Source organism: Streptomyces scabichelini, from assembly GCF_011045015.1.
Taxonomy (GTDB): domain Bacteria; phylum Actinomycetota; class Actinomycetes; order Streptomycetales; family Streptomycetaceae; genus Streptomyces; species Streptomyces scabichelini.
Genome location: NZ_JAAKZY010000139.1, coordinates 1 through 19,579 on the forward strand (window position 1 = coordinate 1; position 19,579 = coordinate 19,579).

A 19,579-nucleotide genomic window follows, 5' to 3' on the forward strand; every position below is an offset into this window, starting at 1 on the left:
CTGGGGGTGGGATCGGCGGGCGCTGTCGTGCCCTCGCCCGGGTCGTTCTCGTCCGGGGCGTCCGGATTCTCGTCGCTCCCGCCACCGGAGGGCGGAGAGGACGCGGACGGCGCCGATGACGTCGGGCCGGGAGCGGGTGTGTCCGGGGCGGTGTTCCTGCCGCCCGCCGGCTCTTCCCCGCCGCCCTCGGAGTCCCCTGAAAGCGACGTCTCGTCCGCCGGGGAGTCCGAGGGGTCCACCGCCTCGACCCGTGGAGAATCGTTACGCCCACTCCTGCTGGGCTCTTTGTCGTCCTGCCCTCTCCCCTCGGCGGCGCGGATGGACGGCCCGCGGTCCCGGTCCGGTACCGGCATCAGGGTCTCGGGAGCGAACGGTGCCGCCCCCGCCAGGCTCAGCCCGAGGGCCAGGCAGTAGGTGACGCAGATTCCCCCCATGCCCCATCCGGCACGGCGGACCCAGCGGGGTCGGCGCCCACTGGAGTCGACGAATACCGGGTCGTTCTCGGTCTCGGTCGTGCTCTCGTTCCCGGCACCTTCACATGCGCCGGAGACAGAGTCCGTCACGGTTCCCCCCATGTCGAACGTTCAACTCCAACTGCCCAACCTAGGAGCCGAAGTTGACGCTCGCAGGGAAGATTCGAGTCGTCACACATCCCTCACATGCTGTGCATCTCCTGTGGAGGCAGCTGAGGCGACAGGGTGAGGTCAGGGCCGCTGGCCGGCCTTGTCGACGACGGCCCGGCGCAGGACGGCGGTGTTGCTGGTGACCGTGCCCTTCTTCACGTCCGAGTAGTCGTCGGTGGCCACACTGCGCTCGCCGAGGAACTCACGGGTCTCCTTGTCGAAGATCCACTCATCTCGGCTGGGGTTGTCGGGGTCTTCGCGGGCGATGGCGACACCGCGCCGTCCGGCGGCGTCCACCGCGTCCTCTATCACCGTCACCCCGGGGATCCTGGCGACCGCCCGAAAGAGCGCGGCGCCCTGCTCCGGGGGCACGATCGACTGCTTCAGCAGATCGCCGACCAGCACGAACATCGCCTGATAGGTCTCCTGACCGCTGTACTTCGGGGCGGTCTTGTACAGATAGTCGTACATCGCGTCGGCGTGGGTGGGCAGCGTCTTCACGTGGTTGTAGTTGGCGGAGACCTCCCAGCCGGTCCCGCCCGGCTTGACGTCGGGCTCGACGACGAAGGGCTCGCGGCCCACCTCCCGCACCAAGCCGTCGTGCAGACCGTCCACCGACATCCAGACCTCCAGCCGGTGCAGCGGCGGGATCGTGACCTTCCCGTCCGCTGCTTCGGAGTACGACACCTTGCTCTCCACGTACACGAACTGGTCGTCCCTGATGTCGCCGTAGTCGTTCTCGCGCTCGGCCGCCAGCGCGATGTCCTCCAGCAGGGCGACTGTCGCCCTGCTGGGCGGCTGGGCACTCGCGCCGCCACCGGACGACGGGAGGACGACGAAGGTGACGGCGGCAGCGGTCGCGACGGCGGCCGCGGCGATCGCGGGCCGCAGCCATCCGCGGCGCGGACGGGCGGTGGCCATGTCGGTTTCGTCTCGCCGGATCTCGGTCATCAGATGCTCCTTGAGGAGTCGGTGACGGCCCGGCGGAAGGTCTTTCTCGGGAAGCTGGTTCATCGGTTTCCCTCCTTCAGGGGCCCGACCGCGGTGGTGCGGTCACCTTTCACCTGTCCGCGCCCGTGCGGCGGTTCCATGTGTTTCGCGAGTTTTGTCCGCGCGCGGGAGAGCCGTGATCGCACGGTGCCGACGGGCACCCCGAGTGCCTCAGCGGCGACCCGGTAGTCCAGCCCGGACCACACGCACAGCGCCAGCACCTCCCGCTCGGCCCGCCGCAGCTTCGCCAACGCGGTCCGTACGACAGCCAGTTGCGCGGCGTCGTCGAGGCGGTCCGCGATCTCGTCGGCGAAGTCGCGCACCGTCTCGTCCCGGGGCAGCCGGGCGACCGCGGCGGTGTGCCTCCGGGCGGCGCGGCGGGTGTTGCGCGCGACGTTGGTGGCGATGCCGAGCAGCCAGGGCCGCACCGAGCCGCCCTCCTCGTCGAGCTTCTCGCGCAGCCGCCAGGCGTCCAGGAAGGTCAGCGAGACGACGTCCTCGGCCACCGCCCACTCCCCCGTGAGCCGGTAGGCATGGTTGTAGACGGAGCGTGCGTACGCGTCGAAGAGACCGCCGAAAGCGTCGTGGTCCCCCGCGCGGATGCGTCTTCGCAGATTCGTGTCCACGCCCTCTACCTGTCCGTACGACGAAGGCCGGTTCCCGTGACGCATGTCACGTGGAACCGGCCTCGGCTCGTATGAAGGGCTCTGCTCAGCCGACGTTGGCGTACGAGTGCTTGCCGCTCACGAAGATGTTGATCCCGTAGTAGTTGAACAGCCAGCAGCCGAAGGCGATGAGCGCGATGTACGCGGCCTTGCGGCCCTTCCAGCCGGCCGTCGCGCGGGCGTGCAGGTAGCAGGCGTACGCGACCCAGGTGATGAACGCCCAGGTCTCCTTGGGGTCCCAGCCCCAGTAGCGGCCCCACGCGTCGCCCGCCCAGATCGCGCCGGCGATGATCGTGAAGGTCCACAGCGGGAAGACGGCGGCGTTCACGCGGTACGCGAACTTGTCGAGGGAGGCCGAGGCGGGCAGCCGCTCCAGTACGGAGGTGGCGAAACGGCCGGGCGTCCCGCCGTTCGCGATCTTGTTCTCGTACGAGTCCTTGAACAGGTACAGGATCGTGCCGACCGCGCCCACGTAGAAGACGGCGCCGCAGAAGATCGCCGTGGAGACGTGGATGTAGAGCCAGTACGAGTCGAGGGCGGGAACCAACTGGTCGCTGGCGGTGTACAAGACAGTGACGGCGAGACCGAGATCGAGGAGGACCGTGGTGACCAGGGGGAGGCCCAGCCAGCGGACGTTCTTCTTCAGCGCGAGGAGCGAGAGGTACACGCCCACGGCGACGGTGGAGAAGGTGATGTTGAACTCGTACATGTTGCCCCACGGCGCCCGCTGCACCGACAGGGCGCGTGTGAGCACGCCGCTGAACTCGATCAGGAAGGCGAGCACGGTGAGGGACACGGCGATACGGCCGTAGAGGTCCCCCTGCTCGTCCCCGCCGTGCGCGCCCGGCCCGTCCGGCACGTCCCGCGCACCGGCGGCGGCCCGCGTGACGACCTTGGGCCGCTCCAGGACGGCGGTACCGCCCGCCGACTTCACGGTGACCTCGGGCGCGCCCGACTTCTTGGCGCCCTTCGCGTCGGCGGTGAGCGCGGCGGCCGTACGGCCGACCTTGCTGCGGCTGCCGAGGAGCCACTCGGCGATGTACGCGAAGAAGGCCAGGGTGTACACGGCCATCGACGAGTAGATCAACGTGTTGCTGATGTTCGCGAGGTTTTCGTTGGTCGCGGCGGCGAGGTCGGTTGCGGCGGCGAGAGTCATTTCTGCTCAGCCCCTTCGGCGGCAGGTACGGCGGGGGGTTCGGGGGTGGAGGTCTCTGACGCCGACCCCGACTTGGCGTCGGCGTCGGCGTCGGCGTCGGCGTCGGCGTCAGGAGCCTTGGTGTCCGGGGCGGCGTCAGGAGCCTTGGTGTCCGGGTCGGGGTCGGCAGTCGTGGCGGTGGAGTCGGAGGGCTCCGCGCCCGGAGCCAGCTCATACAGGACTCCGGCCAAGTTCCCCAGTTCATCGGGGACCTTGGCGGACTCGCTACGGCCCAGGCCTGCCATTTCGACGACCGTGACGCCGTCGGGACCAGGAGTGGCGCGGACCCAGACGCGGCGACGCTGGATGAAGAGGGAGGCGGCGAGGCCGAAGATGGCGATGAAACTTCCGGCGAGGGCCCAGCCGCTGGCGGGCTCCTGGGTGACCTGGAAGCCGGCCCACTCCTTGACGTCCTTCTCGAAGGTGATCGAGCCGTTGCCGCCGGGGAGCTTCATGGTCTCGCCGGGCAGGAGCCGCTGCTTGAGCAGGTTGCCCTTGGAGTCCTTGAACTCCTTCATGTTGGTCCTGTCGAGCTGGTACACGCTCTGCGGGAGGCCCGAGTCGACGCCCAGGTCGCCGTGGTAGGCGGACAGTGCCAGTACCGGGAAGTCCAGCGCGGGGAACTGGGACAGCATCTGGCCCTGTCCCGCACCGGCGAACGTCGGCACGAAGAAGGCGTTGAAGCCGAGCTGTTCCTTCTCACCCTTGGCGTTGGTGTAGCCGTCGAGGACCTTGATCGCGCCGGTGGAGGTGACGTTGGAGTCGAGCGGCAGCAGCGGCACGGCCTGGCTGAACACGACGTCGCCCTTGGCGTTGCGGACGGTGACGACAGGGGCGTAACCGTGGCTGACGAGGTAGACGTTCGAGCCGTCGAGCCGCAGCGGATCGGTCGGCCCGATCTTGGCCTTCCGCTCCTTGCCATCGGCGCCCTCGCTGTAGGTGACGGAGGCCTCGTAGACGCGCGGCGTGCCCCTGTTGGGCCCTGTCCTCGCGTACGTGCCCTTGAAGTCCTTCAGGGTGAAGCTGAACGGCGGCAGGTCGTCGGTGCTGAAGAGGTTCCCGGACTTGAAGTCGTCGTACTGCGTGAGGGTGTTGGCGAAGCCGTCGCCCTCGACGATCAGTTTGTTGCCCTCGGACCTGAAGAGCTGCCCCCAGGCGAAGGCGATGAGCATCACGATCAGCGCGATGTGGAAGACGAGGTTGCCGACCTCGCGGAGGTAGCCCTTCTCGGCGGCGACGGCGTCCCCGGCGATGTGCGAGCGGAAGCGCCGCTTCTTCAGCAGCGCGAGCGCGGCCTCGCGGACCTCCTCGGGCTCGGCCTCGGTACGCCACGTCGTGTAGGCGGGCAGCCGGGTCAGGCGGCGGGGCGCACCCGGCGGCCGGCCGCGCAGCTGGCCGACGAACTGCCAGGTGCGGGGCACGATGCAGCCGATGAGCGAGACGAACAGGAGGATGTAGATCGCCGAGAACCACACGGAGCTGTAGACGTGGAACAGCCCGAGCTTCTCGTAGATCGGCGTGAGCGTGGGGTGGTCCTTCGCGAACTGCTCGACCTTCATCTCGTCGGTCCCGGACTGCGGGATCAGCGAGCCGGGGATCGCCCCGAGCGACAGCAGGAAGAGCAGGATCAGCGCGACCCGCATGGAGGTGAGCTGCCGCCAGAACCAGCGGGCCCAGCCGATGACGCCCAGCGAGGGCAGGTTGGGCGCGTCCTCGCGGGGGGCGGTGGAGAGCTGGGAGCCCGCGGCCCCCAGGTCGTTGTCGTCCCGGGCAGCCGTGTCCCGGGCGGCCGAGTCGTCGTCCCGGGCCGCGGAGCGCTTGCCGGTGTCAGTCGAGCCGGTGTCGGTCGAGCCGGTGTCAGTCGTGCTCATGGATCAGACCCCTACGGTGAAGCCGTTGGACCAGACCTGCATCTCCTGCACAATGCGGTCCCACGCGCCGGTCAGCAGCAGCAGCCCGGTCACGATCATCATGGCGCCGCCGATCCTCATCACCCATACGTAATGACGCTTGACCCAGCCGAAGGCACCGAGCGCCTTGCGGAAGGCGACCGCGGCAAGGACGAAGGGCACACCCAGACCGACGCAGTACGCGACGGTCAGTATGGCCCCTCGCCCGGCGCTCGCCTGGTCGAAGGACAGCGCCTGCACGGAGGCGAGCGTCGGCCCGATGCACGGCGTCCAGCCGATCCCGAAGAGCGCGCCGAGCAGCGGGGCGCCCGCAAGCCCGGCCACCGGCCGCTTGTGGAACCGGAATTCGCGCTGGGTGACCCCGGGCATCAGCCCCGCGAAGAAGATGCCCATGAGGATCATGAGCCCGCCGAGCACCTTGGACAGAACACCCTGGTAGTCGTACAGCGTCGAGCCGAAGTACCCGAAGAGCGCCCCGCCGGAGACGAACACCACGGTGAAGCCGAACACGAACAGCGAGGCGCCCGCGGCCATCCGCCCGCGCCGCGCCTCGGCGAGGTCCGTGCCGCCGACCCCGGTGACGTACGAGAGATAGCCGGGCACGAGCGGCAGGACGCACGGCGAGAAGAAGGAGACGAGCCCGCCGAGGACGGCGATCGGCAGGGCGAGCAGCAGGGCACCGCTGTAGACGGTCTCGTTCATGTCGGTGGCGGCGGCGAGGTTGGCTGTGGAAGCGAGGTCAGCGGCGGAGGCGGCGAGGAGGGACACGAGCGGTCACTTCTCCGCGAGGATCGGCTTGAGCATCTTGCGGAGCTTTTCCTCGCTGAGCGCCTGGAGCGTCCGGGAGGCGATCCTGCCCTCGCGGTCGATGACGATCGTGGAGGGGATCGCCTGCGGATTCAGCGTGCCCTTCTTGAAGCGGAGCAGCAGCTTGCCCGTCGGGTCGTACAGGCTCGGGTAGGTGACCCCGTAACTCTTCTCGAATGCCCGCGCGGGGCTGGTGCCGGTGTCGCGGGTGTTGATCCCGACGAACTGCACACCCTGGTCCTTGAGGTCCTCGGAGACCGTGACGAGGTTCTTCGCCTCCGCGCGGCACGGCGCGCACCAGGAGCCCCAGACGTTCAGTACGACGATGTCGCCCTTGTAGTCGGCGACATCGAGCTGCTTGCCGTCGATGGTCTTGCCGGACAGCTCGGGGGCCGGTGCCCGGTCCCCCGCCTCGACCGTGGCGATGCCGTCGGTGCCGGTGACGAAGCCGGTGTTGCCCGACCCCCCGGACGTACCCCCGGACCCGCACGCGGACAGGACCAGCGCCGCGACGGCGGCCCCGCAGGTGAACAGGGCGGCGCGGCTACGCGTACGGGTAGCTGTGCGGGTGCGGTTCGAGCGCTGGGGGGCGTGGCTGGCGGCACTCATGTGAAAAGTTTCGCATGTCCGTTCCGGGGATCTTGCGCACCCCCCTCACGGCCGGAAACCCGCATTTCAGGCAGCCTTTCCGACCCCTTTTGACTGACCCTTCGAGGAGTTCGCGGCGGCATCCCCGAGGAACTCGTTCCAGCCACCCACCGGCTGCTGCCCGACGTCCAGCGACTGAAGCTTCTCCAGCACGTCCGGCTTCTGCACGTCCAGCCAGTCCACGAACTGCCGGAAGGACACGAGTCGTACGTCCTTCTTGCCGGCCATGTACTTCAGGGCCTCCTCGACGGCGTCCATGTAGATGCCGCCGTTCCAGTCCTCGAAGTGGTTACCGATGAAGAAGGGCGCACGATTCGTCTCGTATGCCCGCTTGAATCCGCCTATGTACGCGTCGGTCGCCTGCTTGCGCCAGCCCGGGTAGTTGGCGGGCGGCGCCTGGGTGGAGTTGATCGACTGGTTCGCGAGAATGTTGTAGTCCATGGAGAGCGTCTCAAAGGTGTGGCCGGGGAACGGGATCGCCTGGAGCGGCAGGTCCCAGAGGCCCTGGTTCTTCTCGGGCCAGCGCTGGCGGCCGCCGGGCGAGGAGGCGTCGTAGCGCCAGCCCAGCTCGCGGGCCGTGGGCAGCAGGTTGTCCTGGCCGAGCAGGCACGGGGTGCGGCCGCCTATGAGTTCCTTGTCGTAGTCGAAGGGCAGCGCGGACACGTCGGTCCAGCCCGTGTTCGTACGCCACTCCTTGACGAAGGACTTGGCCTGGTCGATCTCGCTGCGCCACTGCTTGGACGTCCAGTTGGCAACCGTGCCGGTGCCGCCGCAGAAGTGGCCGTTGAAGTGGGTGCCTATCTCGTGGCCGTCGAGCCAGGCCTGCCGGACGTACTTCAGCGTCGACTTGATGTGGTCGTCGGTCAGATAACCGATGTCGGAGGCGCCCGGCGCATTGTTCGGCGGAAGGTACTTGCGCTTTTTCGACTCGGGCAGCAGATAGAGCCCGGAGAGAAAGAACGTCATGTGCGCGTTGTGCTCTTCGGAGAGTTTCAGGAATCGCTCGAAGAGGCCGTTGCCGACGTCTCCGGCACCGTCCCAGGAAAAGACGACGAACTGCGGCGGGGTCTCGCCGGGTTCGAGGGGTACGGGCTGACCGGGCTGGTTGGGCTGCTTGCCCGTGAAGGCGGTGGAGCCGTCGCCGATGGGGCGTTCGGTGGGCTCATTGCCGCCATTGCCGCTGGTACCGCCCTTTTCGGAACCTTCGCTGCCACTGAAGGTGTCTCCCAGCGCCGTACCGCACCCCGAGAGTCCCACAGCCGCCGCGGCACCGGCCCCGAGCCCCAGCATTCCCCTTCGACTGATGTGGCGCATTCCAACCCCGTTCGTCGCGCTCTGTTTCCGTGCCGGATGACACGGGATTAGAGGGCGCGACGAACGCGGGGGTTCCGAGAAACAGCGTCACATTCCACGTTCCAGATGAAGATGAACCTGTTACATACGTCACGGAACTGAAGTGACGGGACTACCGTCCTCACATGGCTGGGCTAAAGGAATTCAAGACTCCCTACGCCCCGTACGCCTTGTCCTTGCCCTTCACCGGCTTGGCCCCCGCCAGCAGATGAGCCGGTACGAGATCCCGGGCGGGCTCGGTGTAGCCGACGGACACGATCTTGTCGCCCTGGTACGTGAAGGTCGTCAGGGAGGCGAGCGTGCACTGCCGCTTGCGCGGGTCGTGCCAGAGCCTCCGCCGCTCCACGAAGCTGCGCACGATCCAGATCGGCAACTGGTGCGACACGCACACCGCTTCATGCCCACGCGCGGCGTCCTTGGCGGCGTCCAGCGCCCCCATCATCCGTACGACCTGCTCCAGGTACGGCTCACCCCAGGACGGCTTGAGGGGGTTGAGGAGGTGCTTCCAGTTCTCGGGCCGGCGCAGCGCTCCGTCGCCGACCCCGAAGGTCTTGCCCTGGAAGACGTTCTCCGCCTCGATCAGCCGGGGGTCGGTCGCCAGACCAAGGCCGTGTCTGTCCGCGATCGGGGCGCCCGTCTCGCGCGCCCGCTCCAGCGGCGAGGAGACGACGTACGTGATGTCCCGGGTGGCGAGATGGTCGGCGACCCGCTCGGCCATCCGCAGCCCCAACTCGGACAGGTGGTAGCCGGGCAGGCGCCCGTAAAGAACCCCGTCCGGATTGGCGACCTCGCCGTGCCGCACCACGTGTACGACGGTGATGTCACTCATGCTGCCGTGGCCTCCGCTGCTGCCCGTGCCGCCGCCGGAAGGGCGTCGGCGATCCGCTGGACCGCCCGCTCGTCGTGCGCCGTCGAGACGAACCAGGACTCGAACGACGACGGGGGCAGATAGACGCCCTGCGCCAGCATCGAGTGGAAGAAGGCGGTGAAGCGGTACGACTCCTGCGCCTTCGCGTCCTCGTAGTTCTTCACGGGGTGGTCGGTGAAGAAGACGGAGAACATGTTGGAGGCGTTCTGCAGCCGGTGCTCCACGCCCTCCTTGGTGAGCGCGTCCGTCACCAGCGTACGGACCCGCTCGGACACCGCGTCGACCAGCTCGTACGCGGCGTCGTCGAGCAGCCGCAGCTGGGCGAGCCCGGCGGCGGTCGCGACCGGGTTCCCGGACAGCGTGCCGGCCTGGTAGACGGGCCCGGCGGGCGCGAGGTGCGCCATGACATCCGCCCGGCCACCGAAAGCGGCGGCCGGGAAGCCGCCGCCCATGACCTTTCCGAAGGTCATGAGATCGGGACGTACCCCATCGATCCCGAACCATCCGGCCTTGCTGGTCCGGAATCCGGTCATGACCTCGTCGGAGATGTACAGAGCGCCGTTCTCCGCACAGGCGTCCTTGAGCCCCTGGTTGAACCCGGGCCCGGGCGGCACGACTCCCATGTTCCCGGGCGAGGCCTCGGTGATCACGCACGCGATCTCGCCGGGGTGGGCACGGAAGGCCTCGTGCACGGCATCGAGATCGTTGTACGGAAGGACGATGGTGTCCCCGGCCTGAGCACCGGTGACGCCGGGGGTGTCGGGCAGCGCGAAGGTGGCGACCCCGCTCCCCGCGGCGGCGAGCAGGGCATCGACGTGCCCGTGATAGCAGCCGGCGAACTTGATCACCTTGGCCCGCCCCGTGAAGCCGCGCGCCAGACGGATCGCGGACATGGTCGCCTCGGTGCCGCTCGACACGAGCCGTACCTGCTCGACGGGCTCGACCCGGGCGACGATCTCCTCGGCGAGCGCGACCTCGCCCTCGCTGGGCGTCCCGAACGACGTGCCGCGGGATACGGCTGCCTGGACCGCCGCGTTCACCTCGGGATGGGAATGGCCGAGGATCATCGGCCCCCATGAACAAACGAGGTCCACATACTCCCTTCCGTCGGCATCCGTCAGGTACGGACCGGTGCCGGACACCATGAACCGGGGCGTACCGCCCACAGCGCGGAACGCCCGAACGGGAGAGTTCACGCCGCCGGGCGTGACGGTCGCCGCACGGTCGAAAAGAGCATGAGAAACTGGGGCGTCGTATTCGTACTGATAGCTCACAGAAGCCATGGTGTCAGAGGCTGCCAAGATCCTGCGGACAGGTGTTTCAACGCACGTTTCGGCGGGCGGTCGTGGGGGAGGTCACTGACACGATGATCGGGTTGCGTGGCGGGGGTTGCGCGCCTTAGAAAAGCAGTCGGGTGGAGATATGCATCGCGGTGGCGGACTGGGCGAGGGGACCGATGACCTCGGCCCTCGGCGTGCCCAACGGGGAAGGCACCGGCGCGAGGCGGAAGCGGCCGAGACCCGCGAGACCCGTGAGTCACGGCAGACGGAGAGTGAGCCCGAGCGGGGCGATCGGATCGACGGGCTGAGCGGGATCCGCCGGATCGACGAGGCCTCACGGGCAGGGAGCAGGAATGGTGGCCGGGTGGGGGTGACGTACAAATATTTCGGGGCCCCGGACGGCGCGACGGCCGCTCGCGTCCCGATCTCCATGCGCCCCGAGGAACTCGGCGGCGACGAGCTCGGCATGAACGGTATGTTCACGAAGATCAAGCCGGAGACGATGGCCGCGATGGTCCTCACCGGCATCGAGGGCATACCTCTCAACAAGGTCCCTCCGCTGGAACTGGTGGTCCTCCACCCCGACTACGCGGTCGTGAAACTCCCCATGACGGTCGTCGACCCCCTCCGCGGGATCGGCGAGGAGGCGGTGGGCGCGGCCGCCTTCATCTGGTCCACGGTGCCGGACCGGGGTGGCCCCCGGGACGCTTTCAACGTGTACCAACTGCTGCACGAGTGGCAGGACTTCTCGCACCGGCTTCATGAAGCCGGGCATCAGCCGTACTGCTTGGTGTGGCCCTGACCTGGGGTTTCCGCCAAGGCCGGTGTCGTGGTGGGGTCGTAGTGCTTCGGTCCGTACCCACGATGAACGTCCACGAAAGAGAGGAACCCCAGCCGACGCACGGCTGGGGTTCCTTGGGGTGATCACCGTGGATCAGGCCGGTCAGCGCTGCAGGGTGAGGACACCCGGCCGGTACGGCAGCTGGTCGTAGGGGACGTTCGCGGTGGGGGACTTGCCCTGGTAGAGGAACTGCAGGTTGCAGGGGTCGATGGTCATGGTCTGGTCGGGGTTGTTGCGGACCAGGTCACCGTGGCTGATGTCGTTGGTCCAGGTCGCACCGCTGTTGGCCTTGCCCGCGAAGGGGTTGCTCTCGGTGGCGGCCTGCGGGGTCCACGAGCCGCTCAGGCTGGAGGCCGTGAACGAGCGGAAGTAGCGCCCGTTCGCACCCATCGCCTCGACGATCATGAGGTACTGGTTCTGGTCCTTGACCTTGTAGACCTGAACCCCCTCGAACAGGTTGTTCCTCGTGTCGCTCATGACCGTCGTGTACGACGAGCCGAAGCTGCCCGGGAAGTTCCCGATCGGCATGCTCGTCCGGTAGATCTTGCCGTTGTCACCGGCGAAGAACAGGTACATGTTCTTGTCGTCGGCGATCAGGGTCTGGTCGATCGGGCCGGTGGGAGAGTCGGTGCGGGGGATGCTGCCGGTGAACAGCGGCTGCGGCGCGGACCAGCCGTCGGGGTTGGTGGGGTCGCTCGACGTGCGGTAGATGAAGGGCCACTGGCCCCACTGGTACGCGAGGACCCAGATGTTCTTGGGCGCGAAGTAGAACAGCGTGGGCGCGACCGCGGGCTGGCTCATCGCCTTCTGTCCGGCGGACGCCATGTCCGACCAGTCGGTGAAGGGACTGAACATCATCGAGCCGTACGCCGAGCCGTTGAAGTTCGACCCATAGACCAGGTGCTTGCCGTTGTGCACGACGTTGGTGAAGTCCTTCAGTGAGGCCCACCCGTTCGCCGGCTGCGCCAGGGCACCCGTCGAACTCCACTTGTACGTCGACGGAAGAGCACACGTGCCGCCCGTCGACGCGGGCGTTGTCGAGGTCGTTGTCGAGGTCGACGTCCCGGACAGGCCGGTCCACTTCTGGTTGCTGCCGGACCAGCAGGAGTACAGCTGGATCTTGGTGCCGTTGGCGGTGGCCGCGCCGACGGCGTCGAGGCACAGCCCGGACTGGACGCCGACGATGTTGCCGTTGGTGTTGATGTTCCACTGCTGGTTGGTGCCGCCGTTGCAGTCCCAGATGACCACCGCGGTGCCGTTGGTGGTGTCACTGCCCTTGGCGTCCAGGCACTTGTCGCCGTAGATCTTTAGCTGCTTGCCGGCGGTGTAGGTCCAGCGCTGGTTGGTCTGTCCGTTGCAGTCCCACAGCTGCGCCTGGGTGCCGTTGACGGTGGTAGAGCCGTTGATGTCGATACAACGACCGGAGGCGACGCCCTTGATCTCCCCGGTACCGGTCCCGCCGGTCGTCCCGCCGGTGGTGGTACCGGTGGTGGTACCGGGGGTGGTGGTACCGGGGGCGGCGGCCTTGAAGGCGTCCACGACGGCGGTGTAGGCGGCCTTGGGGTTGCCGTTGTTGTCGAACAGCAGCGGGCTTTCGCCGCTGCGCCAGGAGTCGCTGTCACGCACGCCCCACACCGTGATGCCGGTGCACCGGGCCACGGACAGGCAGGCCTTGACCGTGTTGGCGTAGTGGGTGGGCGATGCCTGGGCGATGTCCAGCTCGGTGATCTGGACGTCGACGCCCAGGGCGGCGAAGTTGGACAAAGTGGTCTGGAAGCTGGACGGCGGGCCTCCGGTGCCGAAGTGGCTCTGGAACCCGACGCAGTCGATCGGCACGCCGCGGGACTTGAAGTCCTTGACCATTCTGTAGACGCCCTGGGTCTTGGCGTCCGACCAGTTCTCGATGTTGTAGTCGTTGTAACAGAGCTTGGCCGAGGAGTCGGCCGCACGGGCGGTGCGGAACGCTTCCTCGATGAAGCCGTTGCCCAACACCTTCTGGAACACCGAGCTGCGGAGCTGACCGCTGCCGCCGTCTTCGAACGCCTCGTTGACCACGTCCCAGGCGTAGAGCTCGCCCTTGAAGTGGGTCATCGTGGTGGTGATGTGGCCGTTCATTACGCTGCGCAGCGTGTTCGCGTCGCCGATCGAGCTGACCCAGGACGGAAGCTGCGAGTGCCAGACCGTGGTGTGGCCGCGCACGCGCTGGCCGTTCGCCTGCGCACGGTCGACGATCCGGTCGGCGGGGCCGAAGTTGAACGTGCCGCGGGACGGCTCGACGGCGTCCCACTTCATCTCGTTCTCCGGGGTGATCATGTTGAACTCCCGGTCGGCGATCGCGGTGTACGCCGAGTCGCCGAGCCTGCCGGCGGCCACAGCGGTGCCGAAGTACCTGCCCGAGGGGGCCGCCTCCGTACCCAGGGATGCGGCTCCGGCGGAGTTGGGGAGGATCGTCACGACACCGGCCACCACCGCCGCGGCCGACAGTCCTATCGCCCATGTTCGGCGACGTCGGCCGAGCCGGTGCAGGCCCTTCATGATTCTCCTCGGGGGTCACGGGTGTATCGCGTCATTGGAGGACTTTCTTCAGGAGATACGTCAAAGGGGGATCGGGCACCCCACGAAGTGGAGGCCTCCGAACTCGCGGTCTCGTAACGGAAAAGTCGCGCCGTCCGGACGATTGCTCAGTGATGCATCTCGCAGGGAAAAAGCGTTATGAATGGCGCAGCACTCAGGCCCAGGCCCTGCGCACGATGAAGGAAGCCTGACCGGCGAAGGCCCTCGTGCCGTCGGAGCCGTCCAGCCAGATGCCACCGTCGCGGTGGCGGATGACCGATCCGGGATAGTTGTGCGCGCGCAGGGTCACCGCCCCGGCGACCGCCCCGGGGCGCGGACAGAAGGTGGCGTCTTCACGGAACAGTTCGCTGCCGTCGTTGGTGCTCATCCGTAGCCGCAGGTCACGATGGCGCAGATAGCGGCCGTCGGCGGCGCGGAAGGTGACGCACCCTGTGTCGGCCAGCCCCCGGATGACCGTGAAGGTGACCCGCTGCCGTGTCTGCGCGCCGCTGGAAGCGGAGACCCGGCCGAGCTTCGCGAAGTCGCCGGCATACGTGAGGTAGAGGGCGGGCTCGTCCACGGACTCCAGCGAGTGTGCGCCCAGCGGAACAGTGGCCGCGGCGGCGGACGGACTCACCGGGGTCGGCGTGGGATTGCCGACGGAGGGAGCGGCGCTGACGCCGGGCTCCCGCTGCGCCGGTTCGGGCCAGGTCGCGTAGGTGGCGCCCCCGGCGATGAGCACCGCGCCGGTGGTGAGGCCCACCAGCGGATGAGCGGTCACCGCGGAGAGTTTGCCGATCAGCGTGCCGTGCAGACTGCCTGTCCCCGTCGCCGCCGCCGTGCCGACGGTGACGTGTGCCGTGGCCAGCCCGGCGGCGCTCGCGGCCGTACCCGACAGCAAGCCCTTGGCGGCCAGCGCGGCGACGAGTCCGGCCGGAACGGCCAGCGGCGCGAGGCTGAGGAGCAGCAGTTCGGCCGGAACCCGTTCTGCCGTCGTCGCCATGCAGACCGGGCAGTCGCGGGTGTGCCGCGCGATCCGCTTCCGCCACACCGATGTACGCAGACCGTCCCAGCCGACGAGGGTCTCGTCCAACTGCGGACAGCGCGGGTCGGCCTCCAGCGCGGCGACGACCGTCCGGCTCAGTTCCAGCTGCTCGCGCATGCGTTGCAGGCGCACTCCGACGTGGGCGACCGTGAGCCCCGTCGCGGCGGCGATGTCGTCACGGCTCAGCGAGCCGGCTCGTTCCTGCCACCACAGCGACAGCAGCACTCGATGGTCCGGGTCGAGCCACCGGCCGGCTTCGACAGCCTGACGGCGCTCGTCCGACACATGCAGACGCAGGATCGTCATGTCCTCAGGTTCGGCGCCGGCGTCCGGTATCTCGCGTGCCTCGTCGATGACCGTGGTCCGGCCGGCGAAGGCGCGTTGCCGGGACCAGTGGGTATTGATCTGGCGGAGCGTGATCGACACCAGCCAGGACCGAAAGCTCTCCGGGGAACGCAGGGTAGGCAGGTCGCGCACCACGCGCAGCAGGGTTTCCTGGACGACGTCGTCGACGTCGGCATGTCCGCTCAGCGCTCGCCCGACGATGTTGTAGAGCAACGGCAGGTACGCGGCGATCAGCTCCTCGCGCGCCCGATCGTCACCGGCCTGCGCCGCGACAACCAGCCCCGCATGGTCCGCATCCATGAGCCTCATTCCCACCTCCCCCAGGGGAGCGATCCGCCGAGTCCGGCGCCACACCGTAGCGTCGGCAAACGTATGCGGCCAGAGCCTGTGACTTCGGTCACTGGACCGGCCTGCGCCGACTTGGAGGGCCGGTACCGCGCGTTGTGGGTTTGTCGGTGGTGTTCCATGGCCGACTCCCAGAGAGCATCTGGGTGCGTTCGGGTAGCCGGCGGCCACCTCGTGGACGGCGGGGAGGCCCGCCCGTGCCCGCCGCTTCGCCGTCGAGCTCTGCTGGCCCGATACCAGCCCCGCAAATGGACCGATGCACTGGACATCGAAAGGTCCCCCGACGCCGCGGCACCGGAGTACGCCCTGAACACGGCACTCGAAGTAATCCCCCACCTGGTATTGGAGGGCCTGCGCCAGACGCCGATACCGCTTTCAAAAGCCGCTCGCCCTGTAGGGCCGTCAGGGCACATGAGGCTGGGAAACAGCCATCGGTTGCATGAGGCGGGGCATCAGCCGTATTGCCTGGTGTGGCCCTGACCTGGGGCTTCGCTGGTTTCGGGCGGGCTTTCGGGCCCGCCCTCTTCATGCGCCGGGAGGGTCAGCCGGGCCAGGTGCCGACCAGGCGGCGGGTGGCGGTGGCGCCGCCGCGGTCGACGGCGGCTTTGACGCCTGCGAAGATCGCGCCCTGCAGGACGGCTGCCGACATGACCTCACGCCAGGTGCGGTGCTCGTCCGTGGCGTCGGGAGCATCCTCCTCATGACCAAGCTTTTTCCAGACCTGCTTGAACACCGCGCCGGCCAGGACACCGCTGAGGGCACCCATGGCCATGCCGACCGGCTTGTAGGCGATCTTCGAGGCTTTCATCGGTGCCTCCTGGAGCGGCGGATGAGCAGCAGCGCGATGACCGCGCCGGCGGCGGCGAGCAGCGGCATACGGTTGGCCCGCGCCGCCTGCATGCCCTGACCGGCCTTCTCGCGTACCGGTTCCGGGGCCTTCTCCCGGGCCAGCTCTCCGACGTGCGCGGCCGTGTCGCGGACCTGCTCGGTGGCTGCCGCGGCCTTGGCGCGCACCGGCTCCGGTGTCCTGTCCTGGACCGCGTGGGCCGCGTGCGTCGCCTTGTCCCGCAGCTGGGTCCTGACCTGCGTGGTCTTCTCGGCGACCTGCTGCTTGACGGCGACCGTCTTCTCCTGGGCGCGGGTCTTGACGTCGGTCTTCGCCGCGAGCGTGGTGGGCGTCGTCTCATCGCCCGTCTGTGGCTTGTCGTCGGTCATCGTTGGGCCCTCTCCTTGATCTCGGCCGCATCGGCCTTCGCCTTCCACCAGCTGATCGGGGGCCGAGTACCCCAGCGGCGACACGCAACCGCCTGTCAGAGCACACGCCGCAGCAAATGCGGTGCGGCTCGCACCAGGGGGACCACGGCCAGCCCGATCGCACCGCCGGCGGCCACGTCGGCGGGGTAGTGGGCACCGCTGTGGATCCGCTCTGCGGCCACCATCACCGCCGACACCCCGCAAGCCGCACCGGCGGCCGGCCACACCGTGGCGACGGCTCCGGCGAAGGCGAAGGCGGCAGCCGTGTGCCCGGAGGGAAAGGAGGAGGTGTCCGGGCGGCCTCGAAGCTCTTGTGGCGGGACCCATTCCCGCGGCGGGCGGCGCCGCCCGTACAGCTGCTTGGCGACCGCGTTGGACAGCACCTGAGCCGTCGCCATGGCCGTCACCCCGGCGGCGGCAGCCGTGCGGCCCCGCCACCTGCCCGTGGCCGCCATCGCTGCGGCTGCCGCCCACCACAGCTTGGTGTGCTCGGCCGCTTCCTCCACCGCGGGCGCGACGTTACGCAGCCACGGCGGCCCCCACGCGATCGCCCGCCTGGCCAGCCGGCGATCGGCGCCACGTAGACCCGCCTTTACACCCATGACCAGCGACTTCCCGCTCAGGACACTCTCCAGGACTCAGGAGGAGTCAAGATGGCGGCGGTCCTCCTCGTCCCACTTCCGCGTGTCGCGCGGCTGGACGTACGGCTCTTTCCCGGCCGGGTGGCCGCCCGCGACGACGCGCTGGCGGGTCATCTCCGCGTCGAACTCCAGGCCCAGCAGGATCGCCAGGTTCGTGATCCACAGCCACACCAGGAAGATGATGACGCCGGCCATCGTGCCGTAGGTCTTGTTGTACGAGGCGAAGTTCGCCACGTAGAACGCGAACCCGGCCGAAGCGATCAACCAGATCACCAGTGCCAGGAAACTGCCCGGCGTGATCCAGCGGAAGCCGCGGCCCCTCGCGTTCGGCGTCGCCCAGTACAGGATCGCGATCATGACCGTGACCAGGGCGGCCAGCACCGGCCACTTCGCGTACGACCACACCGTCAGCCCCGTGTCACCGACCCCGAGCGCCGTGCCCACCTCCCGCGCGAGACCGCCGGTGAACACGACGATCACCGCACTGACCACGGCCAGGATCATCAGCACCACGGTCACGCCGACCCGGACCGGCAGCACCTTCCACACCGGACGGCCCTCGGGGACGTCGTAGACCGCGTTCGCGCTCCTGATGAACGCGGCGACATAGCCGGAGGCCGACCACACCGCGAGCACCAGACCGACGATCGCCATGATCGAGCCGAGTCCGGCGTTGCCCTGCATCTGCTTCACCGCGTTGCTGATGACGTCGCGCGCTGCGCCCGGGGCAAGTTTCTGGATGTTGTCCAGCACCTGCTGCGACGCCGACTGCCCGACGACCCCCAGCAGAGAGATCAACGCCAGCAGCGCCGGGAACAGCGCCAGGATCCCGTAGTAGGTCAGTGCCGCGGCCCGGTCGGTCAGCTCGTCCTTCTTGAACTCCTTCAAAGTGCCTTTCAGCACCGCCGGCCAGGAGCTCTTGGGCAGGTCCGTCGGAGTGTCCGGCGCCTGCCGCTCCACCTGCTCATCCGGCCCGGCATCCGTCCCCCGCACGACCTCGGCCTCTCGGCCGGCCGTGGCGTGTCCGCCGTGCCTTCCGTGCCGCTTCAGTGTCCGCACCATCTCGCACGGGTATCCGGCTGGGCACCGCCTACACCCGCATTCACGACACATCAGGACAATCAGCGCGTTTTGTGCTGTTTCGCGAGGTTAGTCGGGTCGGGAGGACGGCAGAAAGTCACGAGGCCGGCAGAAAGGAGATCACGATGATCACCCGAGAGCAGATTCCGACGGTACTGGACCACCCGGTCTACGACACCGACGACAACAAGATCGGCGACGCCCGGCACGTCTTCCTCGACGACGTCACCGGCCGGCCCGAATGGGTCAGCGTCAAGACCGGCCTGTTCGGCACCAGCGAGTCGTTTGTGCCGATCACCCACGCCAGCATGGTCGAGGACCATCTCAAGGTCCCCTACCCCAAGGACAAGGTCAAGGACGCCCCCAACGTCGACGTCGACGCCGGCGGGCACCTGTCCGAAGAGGAGGAGCACCGCCTGTACGAGCACTACGGCTTCGACTGGGACGCCGCCTGGCAGCAGGCCACCCGGCCCGGCGCCGACCGCGAGGCAGGAACCGCGGATGACGCGATGACCCGCTCCGAGGAACAGATGCACGTCGGCACCGAACGCCAGGAGACCGGCAGAGCCCGCCTGCGCAAGTACGTCGTCACCGAGGATGTCCAGCAGACCGTCCCCGTACGGCACGAGGAAGTCCGCGTCGAACGCGAACCGGTCACCGACGCCAACCGCGACGCCGCCACGGCCGGCCCGGACATCAGCGAAGCCGAGCACGAAGTGACCGTGCACGCCGAGCGCCCCGTGACACAGACCGAGGCCGAGCCCGTCGAGCGGGTACGGCTCACCACCGACGAGCAAACCGAGGAGGAGACCGTCACCGGCAAGGTCCGCAAAGAGAAGATCGAAGCCGACGTTCCCGACGAGGAGGACAAGCGCCGACGGTGAACGGCTGTTCCGGGTCAATCAGCCCGAACCGACGTGACCACCAGAGACCACCGTTCCGGCGCTCGTGGATTCGCCCTGGCAGACCGGCCTCTCCGACCTGCGGACCACCCTCGGTCCGCGAACGTGGCAGCGCCTCGTACTCACCGAGGACGTGTGCCGAAGAACCCTCGACGACGCCAAGGCCCTGTGCGAAGCCCTCGTTGAAGACGCTGCGGTTACAGCCGGGCGAGGTCCGCGCTCCCGAGACCTGCG

General features: G+C 68.4%; 18 protein-coding genes and 1 pseudogene. 2 read left to right on the forward strand and 17 right to left on the reverse strand.

Annotated features, from left to right (window positions below; translation table 11 throughout):
* The 10 genes from G5C60_RS33525 to hemL form a co-directional block, all read right to left on the reverse strand.
* Positions 1–563, reverse strand: a 563-nt coding sequence (locus tag G5C60_RS33525; protein ID WP_165264796.1) for a hypothetical protein, incomplete at its 3' end; no start/stop codon positions are given.
* A 141-nt stretch (positions 564–704) separates the two neighbouring features.
* Positions 705–1,637 carry a CU044_5270 family protein gene (locus G5C60_RS33530; RefSeq protein WP_165264798.1) on the reverse strand — a complete coding sequence of 311 codons (933 nt, stop codon included), beginning with the start codon at positions 1,635–1,637 and terminating at the stop codon, positions 705–707.
* A complete protein-coding gene (locus tag G5C60_RS33535; protein ID WP_338146010.1) occupies positions 1,634–2,239 on the reverse strand; it encodes an RNA polymerase sigma factor in 606 nt (201 codons plus the stop codon). Before G5C60_RS33535 ends, G5C60_RS33530 begins: the two co-directional genes overlap by 4 nt.
* 85 nt (positions 2,240–2,324) lie before the next feature.
* Positions 2,325–3,434: a c-type cytochrome biogenesis protein CcsB gene (gene ccsB, locus G5C60_RS33540; RefSeq protein ID WP_165264800.1), complete on the reverse strand. Its 1,110-nt coding sequence runs from the start codon at positions 3,432–3,434 to the stop codon at positions 2,325–2,327.
* Positions 3,431–5,344 carry a cytochrome c biogenesis protein ResB gene (resB, locus tag G5C60_RS33545; RefSeq protein ID WP_165264802.1) on the reverse strand — a complete coding sequence of 638 codons (1,914 nt, stop codon included), beginning with the start codon at positions 5,342–5,344 and terminating at the stop codon, positions 3,431–3,433. The genes ccsB and resB overlap by 4 nt, the downstream gene beginning before the upstream one ends.
* A gap of 3 nt (positions 5,345–5,347) precedes the next feature.
* Positions 5,348–6,085, reverse strand: a complete 738-nt coding sequence (locus G5C60_RS33550) for a cytochrome c biogenesis CcdA family protein (protein ID WP_165264840.1) — start codon at positions 6,083–6,085, stop codon at positions 5,348–5,350.
* 72 nt (positions 6,086–6,157) lie between these two features.
* Positions 6,158–6,799, reverse strand: coding sequence for a TlpA family protein disulfide reductase (locus tag G5C60_RS33555; protein WP_165264804.1), 642 nt, complete (start codon positions 6,797–6,799; stop codon positions 6,158–6,160).
* A gap of 66 nt (positions 6,800–6,865) precedes the next feature.
* On the reverse strand, positions 6,866–8,152 hold the full coding sequence (locus G5C60_RS33560) for a polysaccharide deacetylase family protein (RefSeq protein ID WP_165264806.1): 1,287 nt from the start codon (positions 8,150–8,152) through the stop codon (positions 6,866–6,868).
* A 193-nt stretch (positions 8,153–8,345) separates the two neighbouring features.
* Positions 8,346–9,020: a histidine phosphatase family protein gene (locus G5C60_RS33565; protein ID WP_165264808.1), complete on the reverse strand. Its 675-nt coding sequence runs from the start codon at positions 9,018–9,020 to the stop codon at positions 8,346–8,348.
* On the reverse strand, positions 9,017–10,342 hold the full coding sequence (hemL, locus tag G5C60_RS33570) for a glutamate-1-semialdehyde 2,1-aminomutase (protein ID WP_165264810.1): 1,326 nt from the start codon (positions 10,340–10,342) through the stop codon (positions 9,017–9,019). Before hemL ends, G5C60_RS33565 begins: the two co-directional genes overlap by 4 nt.
* Positions 10,343–10,481: 139 nt before the next feature.
* Here hemL and G5C60_RS33575 point away from each other — a divergent pair, with 139 nt between their 5' ends.
* Positions 10,482–11,141, forward strand: coding sequence for a hypothetical protein (locus G5C60_RS33575; RefSeq protein WP_206440313.1), 660 nt, complete (start codon positions 10,482–10,484; stop codon positions 11,139–11,141).
* Between the two features lie 141 nt (positions 11,142–11,282).
* Here G5C60_RS33575 and G5C60_RS54290 read toward each other — a convergent pair whose 3' ends face one another.
* The 7 genes and pseudogenes from G5C60_RS54290 to G5C60_RS33605 all read right to left on the reverse strand — a co-directional run bounded on the left by G5C60_RS54290 (position 11,283) and on the right by G5C60_RS33605 (position 18,425).
* A complete protein-coding gene (locus tag G5C60_RS54290) occupies positions 11,283–12,767 on the reverse strand; it encodes a non-reducing end alpha-L-arabinofuranosidase family hydrolase (RefSeq protein ID WP_420907434.1) in 1,485 nt (494 codons plus the stop codon).
* Between the two features lie 3 nt (positions 12,768–12,770).
* Positions 12,771–13,715 (reverse strand): annotated as a pseudogene (locus G5C60_RS54295) (glycoside hydrolase family 10 protein); the annotation flags it as partial.
* 193 nt (positions 13,716–13,908) lie between these two features.
* On the reverse strand, positions 13,909–15,432 hold the full coding sequence (locus G5C60_RS33585; RefSeq protein WP_165264814.1) for a sigma-70 family RNA polymerase sigma factor: 1,524 nt from the start codon (positions 15,430–15,432) through the stop codon (positions 13,909–13,911).
* A 577-nt stretch (positions 15,433–16,009) separates the two neighbouring features.
* On the reverse strand, positions 16,010–16,276 hold the full coding sequence (locus tag G5C60_RS33590) for a DUF4235 domain-containing protein (RefSeq protein ID WP_165264816.1): 267 nt from the start codon (positions 16,274–16,276) through the stop codon (positions 16,010–16,012).
* Positions 16,273–16,683 (reverse strand): hypothetical protein, encoded by a 411-nt coding sequence (locus tag G5C60_RS33595; protein ID WP_165264818.1) that lies wholly within the window; start codon positions 16,681–16,683, stop codon positions 16,273–16,275. Before G5C60_RS33595 ends, G5C60_RS33590 begins: the two co-directional genes overlap by 4 nt.
* A gap of 95 nt (positions 16,684–16,778) precedes the next feature.
* Positions 16,779–17,324, reverse strand: coding sequence for a phosphatase PAP2 family protein (locus G5C60_RS33600; RefSeq protein WP_165264820.1), 546 nt, complete (start codon positions 17,322–17,324; stop codon positions 16,779–16,781).
* Positions 17,325–17,360: 36 nt separating this feature from the next.
* Positions 17,361–18,425: a YihY/virulence factor BrkB family protein gene (locus G5C60_RS33605; protein ID WP_165264822.1), complete on the reverse strand. Its 1,065-nt coding sequence runs from the start codon at positions 18,423–18,425 to the stop codon at positions 17,361–17,363.
* Between the two features lie 143 nt (positions 18,426–18,568).
* Between G5C60_RS33605 and G5C60_RS33610 the strand changes: the two genes are divergently transcribed.
* Positions 18,569–19,327, forward strand: coding sequence for a DUF2382 domain-containing protein (locus G5C60_RS33610; protein WP_165264824.1), 759 nt, complete (start codon positions 18,569–18,571; stop codon positions 19,325–19,327).
* Positions 19,328–19,579 lie beyond the last annotated feature (252 nt).

Coding starts and splice junctions, on each gene's coding strand:
- G5C60_RS33595 (WP_165264818.1), bottom strand. CDS start 16,683: ATGACCGACGACAAGCCACAGACGGGCGATGAGACGACGCCCACCACG.
- G5C60_RS33605 (WP_165264822.1), bottom strand. CDS start 18,425: ATGGTGCGGACACTGAAGCGGCACGGAAGGCACGGCGGACACGCCACG.
- resB (WP_165264802.1), bottom strand. CDS start 5,344: ATGAGCACGACTGACACCGGCTCGACCGACACCGGCTCGACTGACACC.
- ccsB (WP_165264800.1), bottom strand. CDS start 3,434: ATGACTCTCGCCGCCGCAACCGACCTCGCCGCCGCGACCAACGAAAAC.
- G5C60_RS33590 (WP_165264816.1), bottom strand. CDS start 16,276: ATGAAAGCCTCGAAGATCGCCTACAAGCCGGTCGGCATGGCCATGGGT.
- G5C60_RS33600 (WP_165264820.1), bottom strand. CDS start 17,324: ATGGGTGTAAAGGCGGGTCTACGTGGCGCCGATCGCCGGCTGGCCAGG.
- G5C60_RS33530 (WP_165264798.1), bottom strand. CDS start 1,637: ATGAACCAGCTTCCCGAGAAAGACCTTCCGCCGGGCCGTCACCGACTC.
- G5C60_RS33555 (WP_165264804.1), bottom strand. CDS start 6,799: ATGAGTGCCGCCAGCCACGCCCCCCAGCGCTCGAACCGCACCCGCACA.
- hemL (WP_165264810.1), bottom strand. CDS start 10,342: ATGGCTTCTGTGAGCTATCAGTACGAATACGACGCCCCAGTTTCTCAT.
- G5C60_RS33585 (WP_165264814.1), bottom strand. CDS start 15,432: ATGAGGCTCATGGATGCGGACCATGCGGGGCTGGTTGTCGCGGCGCAG.
- G5C60_RS33575 (WP_206440313.1), top strand. CDS start 10,482: ATGCATCGCGGTGGCGGACTGGGCGAGGGGACCGATGACCTCGGCCCT.
- G5C60_RS33565 (WP_165264808.1), bottom strand. CDS start 9,020: ATGAGTGACATCACCGTCGTACACGTGGTGCGGCACGGCGAGGTCGCC.
- G5C60_RS33550 (WP_165264840.1), bottom strand. CDS start 6,085: ATGAACGAGACCGTCTACAGCGGTGCCCTGCTGCTCGCCCTGCCGATC.
- G5C60_RS33610 (WP_165264824.1), top strand. CDS start 18,569: ATGATCACCCGAGAGCAGATTCCGACGGTACTGGACCACCCGGTCTAC.
- G5C60_RS33560 (WP_165264806.1), bottom strand. CDS start 8,152: ATGCGCCACATCAGTCGAAGGGGAATGCTGGGGCTCGGGGCCGGTGCC.